The sequence below is a fragment of the Enterocloster sp. 210928-DFI.2.20 genome, assembly GCF_020554465.1.
GTDB classification, from domain to species: Bacteria; Bacillota; Clostridia; order Lachnospirales; family Lachnospiraceae; genus Enterocloster; species Enterocloster bolteae.
In genome coordinates, this window is sequence record NZ_JAJCHK010000007.1 from 140552 (window position 1) to 160041 (window position 19490).

A 19490-nucleotide genomic window follows, 5' to 3' on the forward strand; every position below is an offset into this window, starting at 1 on the left:
AAATCACGAAATAAATTTGGAAAAACGCTTTACTAAAAGCTTTTTCCTGGTAAAAGGAAACAATTATATTTTAGGTGAAGGAAGGAGTAGTTTTATTATGAAGAAACGTTTTTTGGCAATGACGATGGCGGCAGTATTAGGATTAAGTCTGGTGGGGTGTGGTTCCAGCAGCACAGGAGCTAAGGCAGAGAGCAAAGCGGACAGCGGGCAGACTGCAGCGGAGGGCTCCGGCGAGGTAGCAGATTCTGAGGGCAAAAGTCCCATAAAGGTAGCTGTTGTTTACTCTGGTAATCTGGGAGACAAATCCTACAATGATTCCTGTAATGCAGGTGCACAGCAGGCAGCCAAGGATTTTGGCGTGGAGGTAAAGAACCTGGAAGGCACTACCGCAGACGAGTGGGAAGCCAACCTTCTGGCATGCTGCGAGGGCGGATATGATTTGGTCATCTGCTCTAACTCTAATTTCCAGGAATATCTTGAGAAATATAAAGACAGCTATCCTGACGTTAAATTTGCTATCATTGATACAACTGTAAAAGGACCAAATGTGGTTTCCATCAGCTTTGCTCAGAATCAGGGTTCATTTTTAGCCGGTGCAGTGGCAGCTATGTTCACGACCCACTCCGAGATTGAAGGGGTAAATGACGATGCTATTATAGGCTGGGTCGGAGGCCAGGACATTCCGGTGCTTCACGATTTCTATGTTGGATTTGAGCAGGGAGCAAAGTATATTAATCCCGACATTACCATTCTTCAGTCTTACGCAGGAACATGGATTGACCCTCTTAAGGGCAAGGAGCTGACATTGGCGCAGTATGAACAGGGTGCTGACATTGTCATGAATGTGGCTTCTGGTACAGGTACAGGTGTTCTGGAGGCGGCCAAGGAAGCTGGAAAATATGCGATTGGCGTTGATTTAAATCAGGATAACGACCAGCCGGGACACGTAGTGACATCCATGGTTAAACGAGTTGACACTGCCTGCTACAGCGTGATTGAGTCCGTAGTGGAGGGTAACTTCAAAGGAGATACCACCAGCTATCTGGAAGTTTCCAATGACGGTGTGGATTTAACTGATTTCGCAGTCATTAAAGAGCACTTAGGTGATAAGTTCCCTGCTGATATCCAGGACAAGGTGCAGGAACTGAAAGATAAAATCATTTCTGGTGAGATTGTGGTAAATAACTATGAGGGATTCGGTAAGGACGCTCAGTAAGGCAGTATAAAGCGCGGAGATACTTAAGGGGCGGCAGGACATGGATATGTCTTCCCGCCCCGGGTTTTATGAAATCTTTAGAGGCAAAGATTCAGGGAAAAAGGTGACCGGAATGAACGGATATGTAGTGGAAATGAATAATATCAGGAAATCATTTGGCTCCGTACAGGCGGTAAAAGATGGGCAGTTCAACTTGAAAAAGGGTGAAATACACTCCCTGATTGGTGAAAACGGAACAGGAAAATCCACCATGATGAAACTGCTGTACGGACTATATGATTTTGACGGGGGAGATATAAAAATCAAAGGCGAGAATATGAGCCACATCACCCCCAAGATTGCCATAGAAAAAGGAATAGGCATGGTGCACCAGGAATTCATGCTGGTAAGCGAGCTTACAGTACTGGAGAATATTATTCTGGGATTTGAACCCAGAAAGGGATGCACCATAGATTTTGATAAAGCAAAAAATACAGTGCAGCACTATATAGACCAGTACGGCATGGATATACAGATGAGTAAGAAAATAAATCAGATTTCCGTGGGAGAAGCCCAGAGAGTGGAGATCATTAAAATATTGACCAGGGGAGCAGATGTAATCATACTGGATGAACCGACAGCTGTGCTGACGCCTCAGGAAACACGCAGACTTTTTGAGATTCTGGAGAATTTGAGAAAGGATGGCAAGTCCATTGTTTTCATCTCTCATAAACTCAATGAGGTAATGGAGATATCGGACCGTATTACCGTAATGAGGCAGGGCTGTTTTATTGGTACCGTAGATAAACAGGATACGTCCCCTTCAGATTTAGCCAGGATGATGATAGGAAGGGAAGTTTTCCTGGATATAAAAAAGGAAAAGGCTGATATCGGTGATGTGGTCCTGGAAGTCAAAGATTTGTGGACATCGGGTGAAAAAGAGATATCCAAGATACGCGGTGTCTCTATGGAAGTCAGGGCAGGGGAAATCGTGGGTATTGCCGGTATTGATGGAAATGGCCAGAGTGAGTTTATAGAGGCTATAACCGGATTGAGAAAGGTGGAGAAGGGATGTGTTATTCTGGGAGGAACGGAAATAACTAATTTTTCTCCAAAGAAATCCAGAGAAGCCGGACTTGCCCATATACCGGAAGACCGAAATACCAGAGGTTTAAACCGTACCATGACAATACGGGAGAATCTGGTGGCAGTTCAGGAGGACAAAGCTCCCTTTGCCAAGGGAATCATGGTAAATGATTCTGCATCCTACCCGTTTGCCAAGGAGATGGCCGAGAAATTTGATATACGACCCAGGGATACTGAGATTCCCACATCATCACTTTCGGGAGGTAATGCCCAGAAGGTAGTGGTGGCCAGAGAGGTTTCCATAGGCGGAAAACTTCTGGTGGCATCCCAGCCTACAAGAGGTGTTGATATAGGAGCCATTGAATCGATCCGCACTATTTTGCAGGATGTTAAGAAAAAGGGCCTGGGAGTGCTTCTGGTATCTGCGGACCTGGAAGAAATCATGTCTCTGTCTGACCGTATTGTGGTTATGTATGAGGGCAGGATTACAGGGCGCATGATGGCGGAGGAAGCAGATGAAGAAAAGCTGGGACTTCTGATGATGGGCGGTCATGATATGGAAGGCTGCGGTATTCAGGAGCAGGAAGGAGGCAGACAATGAATCCAAAAGTAGAATCAGTGATGAAAAGCCTGAGGAGGATTTTACTGCTGGCTCTTCTGGCATTGGGCATAGGAGCTGTTTTTATACTTCTGATTCATGAAAACCCGCTGGAGGCATATGCGGCTTTGTTTAAGGGCGCTTTTGTGGGAAAATTGAAAATTGGTACAACTCTGGCCAACTTTACCCCGCTGCTTTTGACGTCCATTGCATTTGCAGTGGCGGCTAAGGCAGGAGCTTTCAATGTAGGTGTTGAGGGCGAGGTATTCTTAGGCGGTATGGCAGCTGCCTATGTGGGAATCTACTGTACATGGCTTCCAAAGCCTTTGCTGTTAGTGGCATGTTTTGTGGCTGCCGTTGCAGCAGGTGCGGCATGGGCATGGATTCCGGGATTCTTAAAAGCGTATTACGGCGTCAGCGAGGTGTGTACCACCATTCTGATGAACAGTGTGGCTTTGTATATCACTTCCTATTTAGTAAGCGGACCAATCAGTGCAGGCGTTGCCAATCCCCAGTCCATACCGGTGAATGTGACGCTTCCCAAACTTTTGAAACCAAGTAATGCCAACGCTGGGCTGTTTATAGCTATTGCAGCGGTCATCGCTGTCATCTGGATGCTGAACAAAACAACGCTGGGCTATAAGATCAGAACCGTGGGAACCAATCCGGCCAATGCTGAGTATGTTGGAATCAATCCGAAGAAGGTGTTTATCCGTACCATGATGCTCAGCGGCGCCATTGGCGGCCTGGCAGGCTGTATCGAGGTGCTGGGTACATACGGATACTTCCTGAATAACTTTGCCACGAACCTGGGAACAAACGGAATGCTGGCTTCCCTGATAGTTAAGAACAATGTAGTTACAACCCCGTTCATCGCGTTTTTCCTGGCAGTGCTCCGCTCTGGTGCATTGGGTATGCAGCAGAATACAGGTGTTCCAAAATCCATTGTAGATACCATTACAGCTATCTTTATTATCGTGGCTACCATGGAATTGCTGTTCCAGTTTAATAAAAAACGCAAGGCAAAAGCAGATGCGCAGTAGGAGGAGGACATATGCAATTTGATAAGATTTTTGATATTTCATTAATATATGCGACGTTCCGTTCAGCTACGCCCATCATATATGCAGCTCTATGTGCAGCTATTACCCAGCAGGCGGATATTCTTAATATTGGTACTGAGGGTATCATGCTTACAGGGGCATTTACAGCGGTAACTGTTAGTTATCTGACTGGAAGCTGGGTTCTGGGAATCCTTATTTCAATGGTGGCAGGGCTTCTCATTGCTATGATTATGGCTGTGGGACACATTAAGTACAAGGCAGAGATTTGTGCCATCGGTATGGGTATTAATCTGTTTGCCATTGCCTTTACCAAGTTCATGCTTAATAGCGTGCTTGGAGTAAGCGGCTCCTTTACCAGCCCGCAGATTAAAGGCATACCTAAGGTACATATGCCGTTTTTAGACGGTGTGCCGGTCCTGGACAGCTTGTTTAACAACTGGAGTGTTACGGAATGGTTTGTTATCGTGCTGGTATTTCTTATGATGTTTCTTTTTTATAAGACAGTATGGGGACTGAGGCTGAGGGCAGTGGGACAGTTTCCCATGGCTGCAGAAACAGCAGGTATTAATGTAAATGCTATGAAATACCAGGCAATAGCCATATCCGGTCTGATTGGAGGGCTGGCAGGAGCTCATCTGTCCCTTGGATACAGCCAGCTTTTTACAGAGGGTATGACGAATTCCAGAGGCTTTATGGGTGTGGCCGCCATGTATTTTGGAGGAGCTCATCCTGCTCTTACAGCGGTTGGCTGTCTGATATTCGGATTTACAGATTCATTGGGAGCCCGTATACAGGCGTATGGTGTTCCTTCCCAGTTTGTATTGCTGATGCCCTACGTGGTGACCATTACAGTACTGGCAGTTTCCATGATATCCAAGAAGAAAGCCCAGGAGAAGAAAAAGAGTTCACTGGTTACGATTGAATAACAGGAGGTTAAGATATGGATAAGCGCAAGATTATTTTAGACTGCGATCCGGGCCATGACGACGCGGTTGCCATAATGCTGGCGGCTAAGAGCCCGCAAATTGATTTATTGGGCATCACGGTGGTGGCCGGAAACCAGACATTGGAAAAAACAACGGCCAATGCATTAAATGTGTGCCAATATCTGGGGCTGGATATTCCAGTGTACGCAGGATGCGGACAGCCTATGATACGGGATAAGCAGGTTATTGCGGATGACATACATGGAGAGACAGGGCTTGACGGACCGGTATTTGCACCTCTCAGAAAAAAAGCAGAAGATAAACATGCGGTGCTGTATATCATAGATACGCTGATGGCATCGGACGGTGATATCACACTTGTACCCACAGGCCCGCTGACTAATATTGCCATGGCAATACGTATGGAACCGAGAATTCTTCCTAAGATTCGTGAGATTGTGCTTATGGGCGGCTGCTATCAGTTGGGAAATATGACGCCTGCGGCAGAGTTTAACATTCTGGCGGACGCGGACGCGGCCCATGTGGTGTTCACGTGCAACAGGCCCATAACCATGGTGGGACTGGATGTGACCAGAAAAGTGCTGTGTTACCCGTCCGTGATTGAACGAATGGAAAAGATAGGAACGCCGCCGGCAATGCTGTTTGCAGATTTGATGCGGTTTTTCAGCAAGAGCCAAAAAGCTGTATTCGGATGGGAGGGAGGACCTCTTCATGACCCTCTGACCATAGCATACCTGATAGACCCGACAGTCCTGACAACGAAAGCAATGTTTACGGAAATAGATATCCGCAGCGTTCAGAGCTACGGCCGTACGAATTGTGACTTCTTCGGATATTTCAAGAGGGAGCCCAACAGCAATGTGGCAGTGGAAGTGGATGTGGAAAAGTTCTGGGATATCATTGAACAGGGAATCCGCAATTACGGTTAATCTGGTTAATGGAGTGATGAAATGCCGCAACCATGTCTGACCGAAAAAGGAGTTGAAATTATGAGGCCGCTAAAAGAAGTTTTGGAAGAAAATAAACAGGCATATATACAGCGTTTGATGGACCTTATAGCTATCGACACCCATGATTTGGGCCATGGGATAGCAGGAGGGCTGGAAAAGCAGGGGCAGGAGTATATGGTGAAATTGTTCGAGGATATGGGAGCGGATAGCATCCGCCGGGATCCTATGACAGAGGAAGCCATTAAAGAATGCCTGGCCAAATATCAGGAAGGAAACATTGGACATAATTACGATGACCGCTATAATGTGTATGCTGTTTTCAAAGGAGACAAAGACGGCAGGAGCCTGATGTTTAACGGTCATATTGATACAATGCCGGCAGGAAATGAAAATGAGTGGAATACGCCGCCGCACACGCCAACCATGAAGGACGGCAGGCTTTACGGCCTTGGCGCGGCTGATATGAAGGGCGGACTTATGGCATCTGTTATGGCAGTGCAGCTGCTTAAGGATGCCGGGATAAAACTGCCGGGAGATGTACATATCACTTCAGTCTGCGATGAAGAAGGCGGAGGCAATGGTTCTATGGCGGCAATCATGTCGGGAGAAAAAGCCGATGGAGTGGTTGTATGTGAGCCTTCTTCCGATGAATTGATTCTGGCCCATATGGGATTTGTCTTTTTTAAAGTGGAGTTTGAGGGAAAAGCCAATCATTCCGGAGCAAAGTGGAAGGGAGTCAGTGCAATTGATAAGGCGTTTAAGGTTATCCGTGAGCTGGAGGAGCTGGAACACAAATGGCTGCTGACTTATAAACATCCCCTGCTTCCTGCTCCCAATCTGAATATAGGTACGATTCACGGAGGCAGCGCCGGTTCAACGGTGCCGGGACATTGTTATTTCGAGACATGCATCCATTATCTGCCCAGACAGATGAGCTATGATCAAATTGTAGAGGAGTTTACAGATGCGGTGAACCGGGTGGCTGACAGCGACTTATGGCTGTGCCGGCACAGGCCGGTGATAACCATGTATCAGGCCGGAGGGGCCTTTGAACAGGAATCTGATGACAGCTTTGTGGCCTGCTTTATGGATGGATACGAAAAAGCCCTTGGAAGACAGGTGCGTCTGGTCGGTTCTCCGGCAGGCTGTGATTCAAGATTATGGAAGAATATCGCGGGATGCCCCACCATGCAGTTTGGTCCCGGACGGTTGGAAGAGTGCCATGCTGTAAATGAGTACGTGGAGGCAGAATCATATCTGGAAGCCATTCTCGTTTATGCCCAGCTCATACTGGAATGGTGTAAGGCAAATAAATAGAATGAAGAATAAGGAGAAGAGAGATGAGTAAGAAAGTATTGTTAGCAGGAGAGTCCTGGATGAGTTACACTACACATGTGAAAGGATTTGACAGTTTTTATACCTCTGTATACGAGACAGGAGAAAAGTGGCTGAAAGCAGCGCTGGAAGAAGGCGGTTATGAGGTTACCTTTATGCCTAACCATCTGGCAGGAGAGGAATTTCCGTTTACAATGGAAGAATTAAAGGAATATGATGCAGTAATTCTCTCTGACATTGGAGCCAATACGCTTCTTCTTCCCTCTGCCACATTTATGAGAAGCGAGAAGAAGCCAAACAGATGTAATCTGATTCGCGATTACGTGCTGGATGGGGGAGCCCTTATGATGGTGGGAGGCTACCTTACCTTTTCAGGCGTGGATGCAAAAGGAAAATGGCATGATACTGCGGTGCAGGAGGTTCTGCCGGTAGAGGTGCTTACTGTGGATGACCGTATGGAGCACTGCGAGGGAACCACACCTGTAACAGTTGTTCAGCACGAAGCCCTGAACGGGATTCCCGGGGAGTTCCCGCAGGTACTGGGATATAACAAGACCATTGCAAAGCCGGAAGCGGTTGTGGCCGCTGTGGTAGATGATGATCCGTTTATTGCCTTTGGGGAATATGGAAAGGGAAAGAGCGCTGTAGTAACCACGGACTGTGCCCCGCACTGGGCCCCGCCGGAATTCTGTGAGTGGGAATATTATAACAGGATGTGGCAGGGAATCATGAACTGGCTGACAAAGTAAGAATAAGGATGGGGACTGCTGCCTGAAATCAAGGATTCCATGGGCGGCAGTCCTCTTTTTGCAGGAGGATTGCAGATGGAAACAGAGAAAAGAACAGAGGAACAGAAAAGAACAGAGGCTCTGGCGTTATTGAAGAGCATACTGGAAATACCCAGTGTTAACGGAAAAGACAGGGAACAGGAGACAGCTGTTTATCTGGCAGAATATTTAAAAAGAAAAGGTATGGAAACAAGGGTTCAGCTGATTGACGAGCATCACGGCAATGTGATTGGCGTGCTCAGAGGAAAAACAGAAGAGACCATACTTTTTAACGGACATCTGGATACGGTCCCATATGGAGATATAAACGAATGGAATACCAATCCGGCTGTGTGCGCAGAACAGGATGGACGCCTTTATGCAAGAGGCGCCAGTGATATGAAAAGCGGATTGGCAGTCATGGCTTTTGTTCTGGGAGAGCTGGCGGAGAGCGGATGCGTCCCGCAGAAAACAATTGTTTTTGCGGGAACCTGTGATGAGGAACGTGGCGGTTTGGGCGCAAAGGAAATCATAAAGGAGTATCCTGATTTATTTCCAAAGCTGCTTTTAATTGGAGAGCCTACTTCATGTCAGGCTGGTGTGGCCCAGAAAGGATGTATCTGGTTAAAACTATCTGTTTCAGGCAAGACAAGCCACGGAGCAGAACCCTGGCAGGGAATCAATGCCCTGGAGCAGGGATTTGGCCTGCTTGCGGATTTGAGAGAGGAGCTTATGAGGGAGGAACACCCTGTGCTGGGACGCAGCACACTCCAGGTTACCATGGCGGAGGGTGGAATTGCACCAAATATGACTCCGGACAGGGCGCAGTTTCTGGCTGATATCCGTATTGTGCCGCCTTTAAATGAAAAGGAGGTTCTGAACCGTCTGGAATGCCTTATAGAAAAGCGGTGTGAAGTTTATAACGGAGGTCTGTCCTTTACGCCTGAAATATCAAATTACAGGATGCCGGTAGAGACCGGCCAAAAAAACCAGTGGCTTCACAGGCTGAAAGGGTTTATAGGCGATAATGCAGGAGAGACCGGTATCAACTATTTTACAGACGCTTCCATTTTCCTGACAGCCTGGCCGGACAGTCCGGCACTTCTCTTTGGTCCGGGAGAGCCTCAGATGTGTCATAAGCCCAATGAATACGTGGAGATATCCAAGTATTTTGAGGCAATTAGAGTCATGGAAAAATTTTGCTGGTACATTGCTAAATAATAAACTTATGATATAATGAAATGTAAGATTTTGAGCATGTTTTAACAGGGGGCAGGATTTGCGAACAACAATTAAGGATATAGCGAAGTACACAGGTTTTTCTATTACCACCATATCATTGGTACTGAATGGAAAGGCACATAAGATTCCAAAGGCAACAGAAGAGGCCATTCTCCAGGCTGCGAAGGAACTCAATTACCGTCCAAATCAATTAGCTGTGGGACTGGTAAAGAAGCAGACAAAAACCCTGGGCCTGATTTTATCTGACATCCGAAATAACTTTTTTGCTAATATGGCTAAGTCCATTGAAGATGAATGCCGCAGGAACGGCTGGAATCTCATACTGTGCAACACCAACGATCTCCATGAGCGCGAGATGAAATATCTGCAGATGCTGGCTGACAAGGGGGTAGACGGAGTATTAATCTGTATGGCAAGGGAGAATGACAGTGAAAAAGTGGAGGAAATGGTGGCTCTGATGGATTCACTCAACATACCCTTTGTCCTTGTGGACCGCTTTTATCCTGAAGTCAAAGGCTGTTCCGTGATTGTGGACCATGATGAGGGAGGTTATCTTGCTGCCAGACATCTGTTGGAATTGGGCCACACCAGGATTGGATGCGTGGGCGGCCCAAAGGATCTGGCTGATTCCAACCGGAGGACGCAGGGCTATATAAGGGCGCTGATGGAAAAAGGAGTGGAATTTGATCCGTCCCTTATATTTTATGGGGACTATGACTTAAGCAGCGGCGTGCGGGGGGCGGAATATCTGCTCAAAAAAGATGTTACAGCAATTTTTGCTTATAATGATATGTCGGCGTATGGTGTGTTTCACTATCTAAAACAGCAGGGAATCTCTGTTCCGGAGGACATATCTCTGATTGGATATGACGATATCTTTTTTTCAGAGATATTAAGTGTGCCCCTTACATCAATTCATCAGCCAGTGGAGGAAATGGGAACAGAGGCGGTCCAGCAGATGATTCGGATTATTCGCCAGAAACAGAAACAGGATACAAAGAAAAATATTATGTTTCAGCCGTATTTGGTGGTCAGACAGAGTACGGCGGCTCCTGCAGGTGTAATGCACATATAAATATATCTGTATTTTCTGCATCTTAAGAAATTTCAGATATTTATAATAATTTGTTCACATTCGGTTCAGAGGCAGGCATTATACTTAAATAAGAATACGGGAAAAAGGAGTGAAAAAATGAACATACTGTTTTTCCTGACTCCTAAAAGTGATGTGGCGTATATAAGCGAGGATGATACGTTAAGACAGGCTTTGGAGAAAATGGAGCACCACAAGTATTCCGCAGTACCGATTGTCAGCAGGACAGGTCGCTATGTGGGGACGCTGACGGAGGGTGACCTGTTATGGGGAATCAAGAACCAGTTTAATTTGGATCTAAAAGGGGCTGAGAGGATACCTGTTACAGCCATACGCCGCCGGTGTGACAACCGTCCGGTTAAGGCAGACGCAGATATGGAGGATCTGATCGGAAAGGCATTGAACCAGAACTTTGTGCCGGTACTGGATGATCAGAAGAGTTTCATTGGTATCATTACCAGAAAGGACATTATCAAATATTTTTACCAGAAGTGCGAAACCGCCGAGGAACGTTCCAAGAAGTGTCAGGACCAGGGCGGAAAGGAACATAAAAAGACGGACCTGTCCGCGGTGGTAAAGCTGCGCAGTCAGGAGGGAGTCCTGGTGTAGCGGGACAGGGCGGTCCGGCACGGTGAGGGCTGTGCGATTGCAGGGAACCATGGAAAACGCCATAAGGCGGGAGACATGGTTCCCTGTTAATATACAGGGACATGGTCAATATGTCCCTGTCCTAATATGAGCCCTAATATGGCCTAAGTCATGAAACTGTGATAAGATGTAGCTATGGATGCTGTTAGGTTTTGTGCAGATGCTTCCGGTGTAAAAACCGCAAACAGAAAACTCATATGGAATTTGCATGAAAACAGCAGACAAACCCGGGAAAAGATGGTATAATGTCGCCAGACAATATAATGCGCCAATGCGTTGTCACGTCAAAGTAAGATAGTACAGGAAACCAGACAGGAGATGCGGGGGCAGGGAAAGGGAGGTCAGACAACATGATTTGGGCAAAAGAGGAGACAATGTCCAGGGCGGAGATTGAAGCGATACAGCTGAGCCGCCTAAAAGACACGGTGAACCGGGTTTATGAAAAGGTACCGGCATACCGCGCCAAGATGGAGGAGGCAGGTGTAAGGCCGGAGCATATACAGACACTGAAGGATTTACAGAAGCTTCCGTTTGTGACGAAACAGGATATGAGGGACAATTACCCCTATGGCCTGTTTGCGGTTCCAAAGAAGGAACTGCGCAGAATCCACGCATCCAGCGGTACCACGGGAAAGCCAACTGTGGTGGGTTATACGGAGAATGACCTGGAGGTGTGGAAGGAATGTGTGGCCCGTCTGGCCGTGGCAGGAGGCGCCTCGGACGAGGATGTTGCCCAGATTTGTTTTGGGTATGGCATGTTCACCGGCGCCCTGGGACTTCACAATGGACTGGAGAAGGTAGGGGCTGCGGTGGTTCCGTCCTCTACCGGCAATACCCAGAAGCAGCTGATGTATATGAAGGATTTTGAGACTACCCTGCTGGTGGCAACTCCCTCTTATGCCATGCGCATTGCTGAGGTGGCTCTGGAGATGGGAATTAATCCCAGGAAAGACCTGAAGGTAAAGACCCTTGTACTGGGCAGCGAGCTGATGACAGAGGCCATGAGGAATGAGCTTTACAAGGTATGGGGAGAGGATGTAAATTTGACCCAGAATTACGGCATGAGCGAGCTGATGGGTCCCGGCGTGTCGGGAGAATGCCTGGAACTTAAGGGAATGCATATCAATGAGGACCATTTTATTGCGGAGGTAATAGATTCCGCCACAGGGGAAGTGCTTCCTCCCGGCGAAAAGGGAGAGCTGGTTATCACCTGCATTTCCAAGGAGGCGCTGCCTCTCATCCGTTACCGTACCAGGGATATTACCAGGCTAATGTATGAACCCTGTCCCTGCGGCCGCACCACCGCCAGGATGGAGAACCTGTCAGGACGTACGGATGATATGTTAAAGATTCGGGGCGTCAACGTATTCCCGAGCCAGATTGAGGAAGTGCTGATTAATACAGAGGGAATCGGGCCTAACTATGAAATCGTGGTGGACAGGAAGAACCACTCCGACATCCTGATTATCAAGGTTGAGGTGGAAGCTGAGAGTATGATGGACTCCTATGCTGCCCTTGAGCGGCTGGAGGACACTTTGAAGGATAAGATGCGCCTGATGCTTGGTCTGGATGCCAAGATTCAGCTGGTATCCCCCAACACCCTTCAGCGGTTTGAGGGAAAGGCAAAGAGGGTCACGGACCTGCGAAAGGAAGTCTGATGAGGCATCAGGACAGTTATTAAGAGGTCCGGTGCAGTTAATACATACTGAAAGGAAGGAAAAAACGTGTCAGAGAAAAGAATATTACTTGGCAATGAAGCCATAGCAAGAGGTGCCTATGAGGCAGGGGTAAAGGTATCCGCAGCCTATCCGGGCACACCCAGTACGGAGGTCAGCGAGTCTCTGGTCCAGTACGATGAGATTTACGCGGAGTGGGCTCCCAACGAGAAGGTGGCTACAGAGGTGGCCATCGGTGCATCCATAGCAGGCGTGCGTTCCATGTGCGTCATGAAGCATGTGGGGATGAATGTGGCTGCGGATCCGCTATATACGGCGGCATACACCGGCGTTCGGGGCGGACTGGTGCTGGTGGTGGCAGATGACCCGGGCATGTACAGCTCTCAGAATGAGCAGGACAGCCGGATGGTGGCCAGGGCTGCTATGGTCCCCATTGTGGAGCCCTCCGACAGTGCCGAAGCCAAGGAATTCATGAAATATGCTTACGATCTCAGTGAGAAATATGATACCCCTGTTATTCTGCGCAGTACCACCCGTCTGTCTCATTCCCAGGGGCTGGTGGAACTGGAGGAGAGGGCAGAGCCCTTTGACATCCCCTATGAGAGGGATATGGCAAAGTATGTCATGATGCCCGGCAATGCCATCAAACGCCACGTGGTGGTGGAAGCGCGCATGAAACAAATGGCAGAGGATGCCAACAGCCTGCCCATCAACCGGGTGGAATACAATGATTTATCCGTGGGCTTTATCACCAACGGTATTGCATACCAGTATGTGAAGGAAGCCATGCCTCAGGCGTCTGTCCTGAAGCTGGGGCTTCTCAATCCCCTTCCAAGGAAGCTCATCGAGGAATTTGCGGCCAAGGTGGATAAGCTTTACATATTTGAGGAGCTGGAGCCGGTGGTGGAGGAACAGGTTAAATCCTGGGGCATTCAGAAGGCAGTGGGCAAGGAAATATTCACGGTTCAGGGTGAATACAGCGCAAACCTGATCAGGGAGCGTGTGCTGGGCCAGACATCACAGGTGGATAAGGCGGCCCAGGTTCCTGCAAGACCTCCCATCCTGTGTCCGGGATGTCCCCACAGAAGCGTATACGCTGTGCTTAACAAGCTGAAGATACATGCTGCCGGAGATATCGGCTGCTATACACTGGGGGCAGTGGCGCCCTTAAGCGTCATTGACACCACGATCTGTATGGGAGCCAGTATCAGCACTCTCCACGGTATGGAGAAGGCAAAGGGAAGAGAGTATATTAAGAGCTGGGTGGCTGTAATCGGTGATTCCACCTTCATGCACACAGGCATCAACTCTCTCATGAACATGGTCTACAACCAGGCCACCGGCACAGTCATCATTCTGGATAATTCCACCACGGGAATGACAGGCCACCAGGATCATGCCGCCACAGGCAAGACCCTTAAAGGACAGGTGGTTCCTGCCATCAATATTTACGGTCTGTGCAAGTCACTGGGCATTGAGCATGTCTGCGAGGTGGACGCCTTTGACCAGGCGGAGCTGGAGCGCGTAATCAAAGAGGAAGTGGCAAGGGATGCGGTATCCGTCATCATCACCAAGGCGCCCTGCGCCCTGCTTAAGGGAATCAAATTCCCCAACAAGTGCAGGCCGCTGCCGGATAAGTGTAAGAAATGCGGAGCTTGTTTAAGACCGGGCTGTCCTGCCCTGACAAAGAATGAGGACGGCACCATATCCATTGACGAGACCATGTGCAATGGCTGCGGACTGTGTAAACAGCTGTGTAAATTTGACGCAATCAATCTGGTAAAGGCGGGTGAATAAAATGACATCAAAGAATATTATGATAGTAGGCGTAGGCGGCCAGGGAACCCTTCTTACCAGCCGCATACTTGGAAAGCTTGCAATCGGGGCGGGCTTTGACGTGAAGTTGTCCGAGGTGCACGGCATGGCCCAGCGCGGCGGCAGCGTGGTAACCTTTGTGAGATATGGAGAAAAAGTGGCAGAACCCATTGTAGAGGAAGGCCAGGCAGACGTGCTGATTGCTTTTGAGCGTCTGGAGGCACTGCGGTATCTTCATTTCCTCAAAAAAGACGGCGTGGTCATTGTCAATGACTGGCGCATTGACCCCATTACGGTGGTGACAGGGGTGGCTCAGTATCCGGAAGGAATCATTGACCGGTTAAAGGAAGCCCGCAGAACCATTGTGGTGGAGGCCACGGAGGAAGCGAAAAAGATGGGCGCGCCCAAGGCATTCAATGTCATTGTCCTGGGAGCCGCTGCAAAGCACATGGGATTTGAGAAGGAAGACTGGCTGAAGGTAATCGAGACAACGGTTCCGCCTAAGACGGTGGAAATTAATAAAAAGGCATTTGAGACCGGTTATGCGCTTTCTGTTTAGACGGACAGAAGCCGGTCAAACAGAAGCCAGTCGGACAGAAGCCGGGAAGTAAACCGGAGAGTGGACTGTAAGCAGATAAGGGATATAAAAATATGTCATGTGAGAGTTGGAGGGGTTACAGGCAAATGATATGGAATGAGACAAAGGAGTGCATGAGCAGGGATGAGATGACCAACCTGCAGAGCGCAAGGCTGAGAAAATTAGTTGACAGGGTGTACCACAGTGTGGAGTATTACCGCAAGAAAATGCAGGCAGTAGGATTGGAGCCGGGAGACATCCGGGGAATCGAGGACCTGGAAAGGCTACCGTTCACCACAAAGGATGATTTGAGAGATACATACCCCTTCGGCATGTTTGCGGTGCCTAATTCCCAGATTACCCGTATCCACGCATCCAGCGGCACCACGGGAAAGTCCACGGTGGTGGGATATACCCGCAAGGACATTGACGTGTGGAGTGAGTGCGTGGCCAGGTGCATTACCATGGCCGGACTGGGAAGCAATGACATCATCCAGGTGGCTTACGGATACGGTCTGTTTACCGGAGGCCTGGGAGCCCACTATGGTGCGGAGGAGATGGGAGCCACCGTGGTCCCCATGTCCACAGGCAACACCAAGAAGCTGGTGACCATGATGGTGGATTTCGGTGTGACAGGAATCATGTGTACGCCGTCCTACCTTCTTCATATTGCAGAAACCATCGAGGAGATGGGGGTCAAGGATAAGATTAAACTGAAGGCATCCATCAACGGAGCAGAGCCCTGGACTGAGAAAATGAGAACCCAGATTGAGCGTCAGCTGGGAATCCACGCCCACGATATCTACGGCCTCAGCGAAATCATGGGACCGGGCGTTGCCACAGACTGCCAGTTCCATGAGGGACTCCATATTCATGAGGACCATTTCCTGCCGGAGATCGTGGACCAGAATACATTGAAGCCGCTGAGAGACGGCATGACCGGCGAACTGGTTATTTCCACCCTGACCAAGGAAGGGCTGCCTTTAATCCGTTACCGCACAAAGGATTTGACCAGCCTTGATCACAGTACCTGCCAGTGCGGAAGGACCACGGCCAGGATTGCCAGATTCACAGGAAGGACCGATGACATGCTGATTATCCGAGGCGTCAACGTATTCCCATCCCAGATAGAGTCTGCCCTGCTGGAAATGGGCGGCACCACGCCTCATTACCTGCTGATTGTGGACCGTGTGAACAATCTGGACACCTTAGAGGTGCAGGTGGAAGTGGAGGAGCGATTCTTCTCAGATGAAATCCGGGAGCTGGAGAATCTGACAGGAAAGATCGCCTATATGATTCAGCAGGCCATAGGTCTGGCTGTGAAGGTAAAGCTGGTGGAGCCAAAGAGCATTGAGCGGAGCATGGGTAAAACGAAGCATGTGATTGACAAGAGGAATCTGAATTAAGAAAGGGCGGGGTGCAAGAATGTTTGTAAAACAATTATCTGTATTTATAGAAAACCGGGAAGGCAGACTGGAGCAGGTCACAGAAGTACTGAAGGAGCAGGACATCAACATACTGTCCCTCAGCATGGCGGATACCACGGAGTATGGTATGCTGAGAATGATTGTGTCTGATCCGGATAAGGCAAAGGCAGCGCTGAGGGAAAAAGGATTTTCAGCCATGCTGACCGATGTGCTGGCAGTAAAACTGGAGGACCAGGTGGGGGAACTGCACAAGATGACCCACATTCTCTGCAGCCAGGGGCTGAACATTGAGTACATGTACGCACTGGCTTCCGCCAACCGCAGGGCAATGATTGTGAAGGCGTCTGACGGAGAGACGGCAGCCAGGGCAGTGACAGACGGCGGATTGGTGCTGTACAGTAATGAGGAAATGTGCTGGTAGTCTGGTATGACCGGAATATAATGGATAGTGAGTGAAAGGTAAGATAAAGGTAAGATAAAGGTGCCGAGAAACCATCATTTGAGATGATTTCTCGGCACCTTTGCATGATTGCTGCCTGATACCCCGGAAATACGGCTTGGCATATTTGGAGAGAAGGCGCAGGATGCGGGTGATTGATTCCTCTATCCTTTGGAGAAACCGCTGGCCGTTACGTGGGCCACCTCATTGCCCAGGTCATCCTTCACCTCCACCAGATAGTAGCAGGTGCTCCGTCCTTCCTTTACCTTTCTGGCTTCCGCTATGAGGCGTGTGCCTCTGGCAACACCCAGGTAGGTGATCTGGGACGTGGTTGAGACATGGAGGGGCTTGTTCCAGTTGGAAGCAACCGCAAAGGCAAAGTCAGCCAAGGTAAAGATGGCCCCTCCCATGACTGTGCCGGCTGCATTAAGATGGTGCGGTTGTATTTCCAACCAACATTTTGCATATCCCTCATCTACCTGCTCAATGACAGCCCCGTTATCCGTAGCGAAACGGTCGTTGGCAAAGACCTTCTGTATCTGTTCCAGTTTTTGTGCATCCATATGGAAAACCTCCTGTGGTTCTATGTATGAAATGATAGTGAATATAAGCCAACTATATACCAGAAAAAGGAAGATTGTCAATGGTTGTCTGTGATGTAGAGGTGATTAGGAAAGAAAGAGTGTGTAAAAAAGAGCAGATGCAAAACAGAGAAGATGCAAAACAGGGCCTCGTAGGAGGCCCTGTTCCGTATACCTGTTGTTTGCCAATTTCTATTAGTTGTTACAGCCGCAGCTGTTTTCGGCGATAGCTGGACCAGGTCCTCCGGCCGTGCGGGGGGTGGGGCCGCCGCAGCCTGGATTGCCCCAGGTTGCATCGTTGAAGCCTTCCCAATAGCCATTGCGGAAGCCTTCCCTGTATGCCTGGCGTCTGGCGCCTGCACAGATATCATGGCCGCCGCAACCGCTGTTGTTTCCTCCACCGCAAGAGCAACCACAGCCGCATCCGCTGTTACTGCCGCATCCACAGCCACAGCCACTGTCATTGCTGCAGCCGCATCCGCTGTTACTGCCGCCGCAAGAGCAGCCACTGTTGCTGCCGCATCCACAACCACTGTTGTTACAGCCACAGCCACATCCACAATTACAACGATTCCATCCACATCTACAAAGTCTAAAGCAACACATATATTGTACTCTCCTTTTTTGTTGGTTTGTACTATATCATATGGGACGCCCAGACAAAGTGTGAGTGATTGTCTCAATGTATTTTATTGTCACCCGTTGTTTTTCTTCTCATAAACTATAGTAGAAAAAGATAATTGGAAGGAGTATCCAACCTATGGATTCTTATACAGATGTAAGTACCCAGTGCTGCGGCCGCGGCCGCATGTCTTGCGGTACATCGTTTGGAAATGGATGCGGTTCTTATACAAGTCCGGATTATCCGGACATGAACGCATTCCCATGGGACTCATGGGGAAGCAATCCTGCGCTTTCCTATCCTACACCTGCAGCCCCAGTCACTCAGCCAGCCAATATGTCGTGTCCCTCCACAGAGGGAGGCGTGCTGGAACAGCAGTTTCCGGTGGCCATGGCTTATGTACCGTGGCAGCAGTGGCAGACCACCTATGCCCCTGAAAGAGGCCTTGTCCAGGGGACTATTTTCCCTGACCTGGATTTACAGTTTAATTACGGGAGGTGCGGAAGATGATGAATCAGATGATGAATCCCGACTTTAATGCCTCCCGTGAGGCCATGCTTCGTGAAGTGGACCAGGCCGGCTTTGCAGTGGTTGATGCCAACCTCTACCTTGACACCCATCCATGTGACGCAGCCGCCATTGATTACTATAATCAGATGGCAAACGCATACAGAAACGCCGCCGCAGCCTTTGAGGCGCAGTTTGGACCTTTGACAGCTTCCGCTAATACAGATGCTGCATACTGGTCCTGGATTAACGATCCGTGGCCATGGGAAGGAGGGTGCTATTAATGTGGATTTATGAGAAGAGATTGGAATTTCCAGTTAATATCAAAGAGCCCAATGCCCAGATGGCTCAGTTTATAATGAGTCAGTATGGTGGGCCGGACGGCGAAATGGGCGCCTCCATGCGTTATCTTTCCCAGCGCTACGCCATGCCATATAAAGAGTGTAAGGGAACCCTGACCGATATTGGTACGGAGGAACTTGCACATCTGGAAATCGTGGCTGCCATTATCCATCAGCTGACAAAGGGACTGACTGCCGACCAGTTGGTAGAGCAGGGCTTCGGACCTTACTATATCGATCACACCACAGGTATCTGGCCCCAGGCGGCAGGAGGAATTCCTTTTAATGCATGTGAGTTCCAGTCCAAGGGAGACGTAATTACGGACCTTCATGAGGATATGGCTGCAGAGCAGAAAGCCAGGAGCACCTATGACAATATCCTGCGCGTTGTGAAGGATTATGACGTCTGTGAACCCATCAAATTCCTGAGGGAAAGGGAAGTCGTTCATTATCAGAGATTCGGTGAACTGCTGCGTATCACCCAGGAGAAGCTGGACAGCAGGAATTTCTATGCGTTCAACCCTGCCTTCGATATGCAGTCACCATCCTGCCAGGACCAGATGAGACAGATGTAAGTTCA

Annotated in this window: 20 protein-coding genes; 18 read left to right on the forward strand and 2 right to left on the reverse strand. The window is 49.0% G+C overall.

The window, feature by feature from the left end; translation table 11 throughout:
• The first annotated feature begins 97 nt into the window (after window positions 1-97).
• The 15 genes from LI015_RS09220 to LI015_RS09290 all read left to right on the forward strand — a co-directional run bounded on the left by LI015_RS09220 (window position 98) and on the right by LI015_RS09290 (window position 16841).
• On the forward strand, window positions 98-1216 hold the full coding sequence (locus LI015_RS09220; RefSeq protein ID WP_227124671.1) for a BMP family lipoprotein: 1119 nt from the start codon (window positions 98-100) through the stop codon (window positions 1214-1216).
• 40 nt (window positions 1217-1256) lie between these two features.
• Window positions 1257-2882 carry an ABC transporter ATP-binding protein gene (locus tag LI015_RS09225; RefSeq protein ID WP_038269443.1) on the forward strand — a complete coding sequence of 542 codons (1626 nt, stop codon included), beginning with the start codon at window positions 1257-1259 and terminating at the stop codon, window positions 2880-2882.
• Window positions 2879-3922, forward strand: coding sequence for an ABC transporter permease (locus LI015_RS09230; protein WP_002570579.1), 1044 nt, complete (start codon window positions 2879-2881; stop codon window positions 3920-3922). The genes LI015_RS09225 and LI015_RS09230 overlap by 4 nt, the downstream gene beginning before the upstream one ends.
• Before the next feature lie 11 nt (window positions 3923-3933).
• Window positions 3934-4869, forward strand: a complete 936-nt coding sequence (locus LI015_RS09235) for an ABC transporter permease (protein ID WP_002570578.1) — start codon at window positions 3934-3936, stop codon at window positions 4867-4869.
• A gap of 14 nt (window positions 4870-4883) precedes the next feature.
• Window positions 4884-5819: a nucleoside hydrolase gene (locus LI015_RS09240; protein WP_002570577.1), complete on the forward strand. Its 936-nt coding sequence runs from the start codon at window positions 4884-4886 to the stop codon at window positions 5817-5819.
• Window positions 5820-5876: 57 nt separating this feature from the next.
• Window positions 5877-7157, forward strand: coding sequence for a M20 family metallopeptidase (locus LI015_RS09245; protein WP_038294520.1), 1281 nt, complete (start codon window positions 5877-5879; stop codon window positions 7155-7157).
• Between the two features lie 23 nt (window positions 7158-7180).
• Window positions 7181-7924: a glutamine amidotransferase gene (locus LI015_RS09250; protein WP_002570575.1), complete on the forward strand. Its 744-nt coding sequence runs from the start codon at window positions 7181-7183 to the stop codon at window positions 7922-7924.
• A 75-nt stretch (window positions 7925-7999) separates the two neighbouring features.
• The gene (locus LI015_RS09255; RefSeq protein ID WP_227124673.1) at window positions 8000-9163 is read left to right on the forward strand and encodes a M20 family metallopeptidase; all 1164 of its coding nucleotides are present in this window, start codon (window positions 8000-8002) and stop codon (window positions 9161-9163) included.
• A 58-nt stretch (window positions 9164-9221) separates the two neighbouring features.
• The gene (locus LI015_RS09260; RefSeq protein WP_002570573.1) at window positions 9222-10259 is read left to right on the forward strand and encodes a LacI family DNA-binding transcriptional regulator; all 1038 of its coding nucleotides are present in this window, start codon (window positions 9222-9224) and stop codon (window positions 10257-10259) included.
• Window positions 10260-10376: 117 nt separating this feature from the next.
• The gene (locus tag LI015_RS09265; RefSeq protein WP_002565479.1) at window positions 10377-10886 is read left to right on the forward strand and encodes a CBS domain-containing protein; all 510 of its coding nucleotides are present in this window, start codon (window positions 10377-10379) and stop codon (window positions 10884-10886) included.
• A gap of 389 nt (window positions 10887-11275) precedes the next feature.
• On the forward strand, window positions 11276-12583 hold the full coding sequence (locus LI015_RS09270) for a phenylacetate--CoA ligase family protein (protein ID WP_002565478.1): 1308 nt from the start codon (window positions 11276-11278) through the stop codon (window positions 12581-12583).
• Window positions 12584-12649: 66 nt separating this feature from the next.
• On the forward strand, window positions 12650-14398 hold the full coding sequence (iorA, locus tag LI015_RS09275; protein WP_117626898.1) for an indolepyruvate ferredoxin oxidoreductase subunit alpha: 1749 nt from the start codon (window positions 12650-12652) through the stop codon (window positions 14396-14398).
• Between the two features lies 1 nt (window position 14399).
• On the forward strand, window positions 14400-14975 hold the full coding sequence (locus LI015_RS09280) for an indolepyruvate oxidoreductase subunit beta (protein ID WP_002565476.1): 576 nt from the start codon (window positions 14400-14402) through the stop codon (window positions 14973-14975).
• Between the two features lie 125 nt (window positions 14976-15100).
• Complete coding sequence (locus LI015_RS09285) at window positions 15101-16399, forward strand: phenylacetate--CoA ligase family protein (protein ID WP_002565475.1); 1299 nt, start codon at window positions 15101-15103, stop codon at window positions 16397-16399.
• Between the two features lie 19 nt (window positions 16400-16418).
• A complete protein-coding gene (locus tag LI015_RS09290) occupies window positions 16419-16841 on the forward strand; it encodes a hypothetical protein (RefSeq protein WP_002565474.1) in 423 nt (140 codons plus the stop codon).
• A 182-nt stretch (window positions 16842-17023) separates the two neighbouring features.
• On the opposite strand, the gene LI015_RS09295 is transcribed toward LI015_RS09290, so the two are convergent.
• On the reverse strand, window positions 17024-17422 hold the full coding sequence (locus tag LI015_RS09295; protein WP_002565473.1) for a PaaI family thioesterase: 399 nt from the start codon (window positions 17420-17422) through the stop codon (window positions 17024-17026).
• 77 nt (window positions 17423-17499) lie between these two features.
• Window positions 17500-18123 (reverse strand): hypothetical protein, encoded by a 624-nt coding sequence (locus LI015_RS09300; protein WP_227124675.1) that lies wholly within the window; start codon window positions 18121-18123, stop codon window positions 17500-17502.
• Window positions 18124-18200: 77 nt separating this feature from the next.
• Between LI015_RS09300 and LI015_RS09305 the strand changes: the two genes are divergently transcribed.
• The 3 genes from LI015_RS09305 to LI015_RS09315 are packed head-to-tail and all read left to right on the forward strand — an operon-like array spanning window position 18201 to window position 19485.
• Window positions 18201-18572 (forward strand): spore coat associated protein CotJA, encoded by a 372-nt coding sequence (locus LI015_RS09305; protein ID WP_002568897.1) that lies wholly within the window; start codon window positions 18201-18203, stop codon window positions 18570-18572.
• Window positions 18569-18853 (forward strand): spore coat protein CotJB, encoded by a 285-nt coding sequence (locus LI015_RS09310; RefSeq protein WP_002570570.1) that lies wholly within the window; start codon window positions 18569-18571, stop codon window positions 18851-18853. Before LI015_RS09305 ends, LI015_RS09310 begins: the two co-directional genes overlap by 4 nt.
• On the forward strand, window positions 18853-19485 hold the full coding sequence (locus tag LI015_RS09315) for a manganese catalase family protein (RefSeq protein WP_117625586.1): 633 nt from the start codon (window positions 18853-18855) through the stop codon (window positions 19483-19485). The genes LI015_RS09310 and LI015_RS09315 overlap by 1 nt, the downstream gene beginning before the upstream one ends.
• Window positions 19486-19490 lie beyond the last annotated feature (5 nt).

Bases quoted from the DNA above. Each gene is read 5' to 3' on its own strand.
- LI015_RS09220 (WP_227124671.1), top strand. From the start codon at position 98: ATGAAGAAACGTTTTTTGGCAATGACGATGGCGGCAGTATTAGGATTA.
- LI015_RS09225 (WP_038269443.1), top strand. From the start codon at position 1,257: ATGGATATGTCTTCCCGCCCCGGGTTTTATGAAATCTTTAGAGGCAAA.
- LI015_RS09230 (WP_002570579.1), top strand. From the start codon at position 2,879: ATGAATCCAAAAGTAGAATCAGTGATGAAAAGCCTGAGGAGGATTTTA.
- LI015_RS09235 (WP_002570578.1), top strand. From the start codon at position 3,934: ATGCAATTTGATAAGATTTTTGATATTTCATTAATATATGCGACGTTC.
- LI015_RS09240 (WP_002570577.1), top strand. From the start codon at position 4,884: ATGGATAAGCGCAAGATTATTTTAGACTGCGATCCGGGCCATGACGAC.
- LI015_RS09250 (WP_002570575.1), top strand. From the start codon at position 7,181: ATGAGTAAGAAAGTATTGTTAGCAGGAGAGTCCTGGATGAGTTACACT.
- LI015_RS09255 (WP_227124673.1), top strand. From the start codon at position 8,000: ATGGAAACAGAGAAAAGAACAGAGGAACAGAAAAGAACAGAGGCTCTG.
- LI015_RS09265 (WP_002565479.1), top strand. From the start codon at position 10,377: ATGAACATACTGTTTTTCCTGACTCCTAAAAGTGATGTGGCGTATATA.
- LI015_RS09270 (WP_002565478.1), top strand. From the start codon at position 11,276: ATGATTTGGGCAAAAGAGGAGACAATGTCCAGGGCGGAGATTGAAGCG.
- LI015_RS09280 (WP_002565476.1), top strand. From the start codon at position 14,400: ATGACATCAAAGAATATTATGATAGTAGGCGTAGGCGGCCAGGGAACC.
- LI015_RS09285 (WP_002565475.1), top strand. From the start codon at position 15,101: ATGATATGGAATGAGACAAAGGAGTGCATGAGCAGGGATGAGATGACC.
- LI015_RS09290 (WP_002565474.1), top strand. From the start codon at position 16,419: ATGTTTGTAAAACAATTATCTGTATTTATAGAAAACCGGGAAGGCAGA.
- LI015_RS09295 (WP_002565473.1), bottom strand. From the start codon at position 17,422: ATGGATGCACAAAAACTGGAACAGATACAGAAGGTCTTTGCCAACGAC.
- LI015_RS09305 (WP_002568897.1), top strand. From the start codon at position 18,201: ATGGATTCTTATACAGATGTAAGTACCCAGTGCTGCGGCCGCGGCCGC.
- LI015_RS09310 (WP_002570570.1), top strand. From the start codon at position 18,569: ATGATGAATCAGATGATGAATCCCGACTTTAATGCCTCCCGTGAGGCC.
- LI015_RS09315 (WP_117625586.1), top strand. From the start codon at position 18,853: ATGTGGATTTATGAGAAGAGATTGGAATTTCCAGTTAATATCAAAGAG.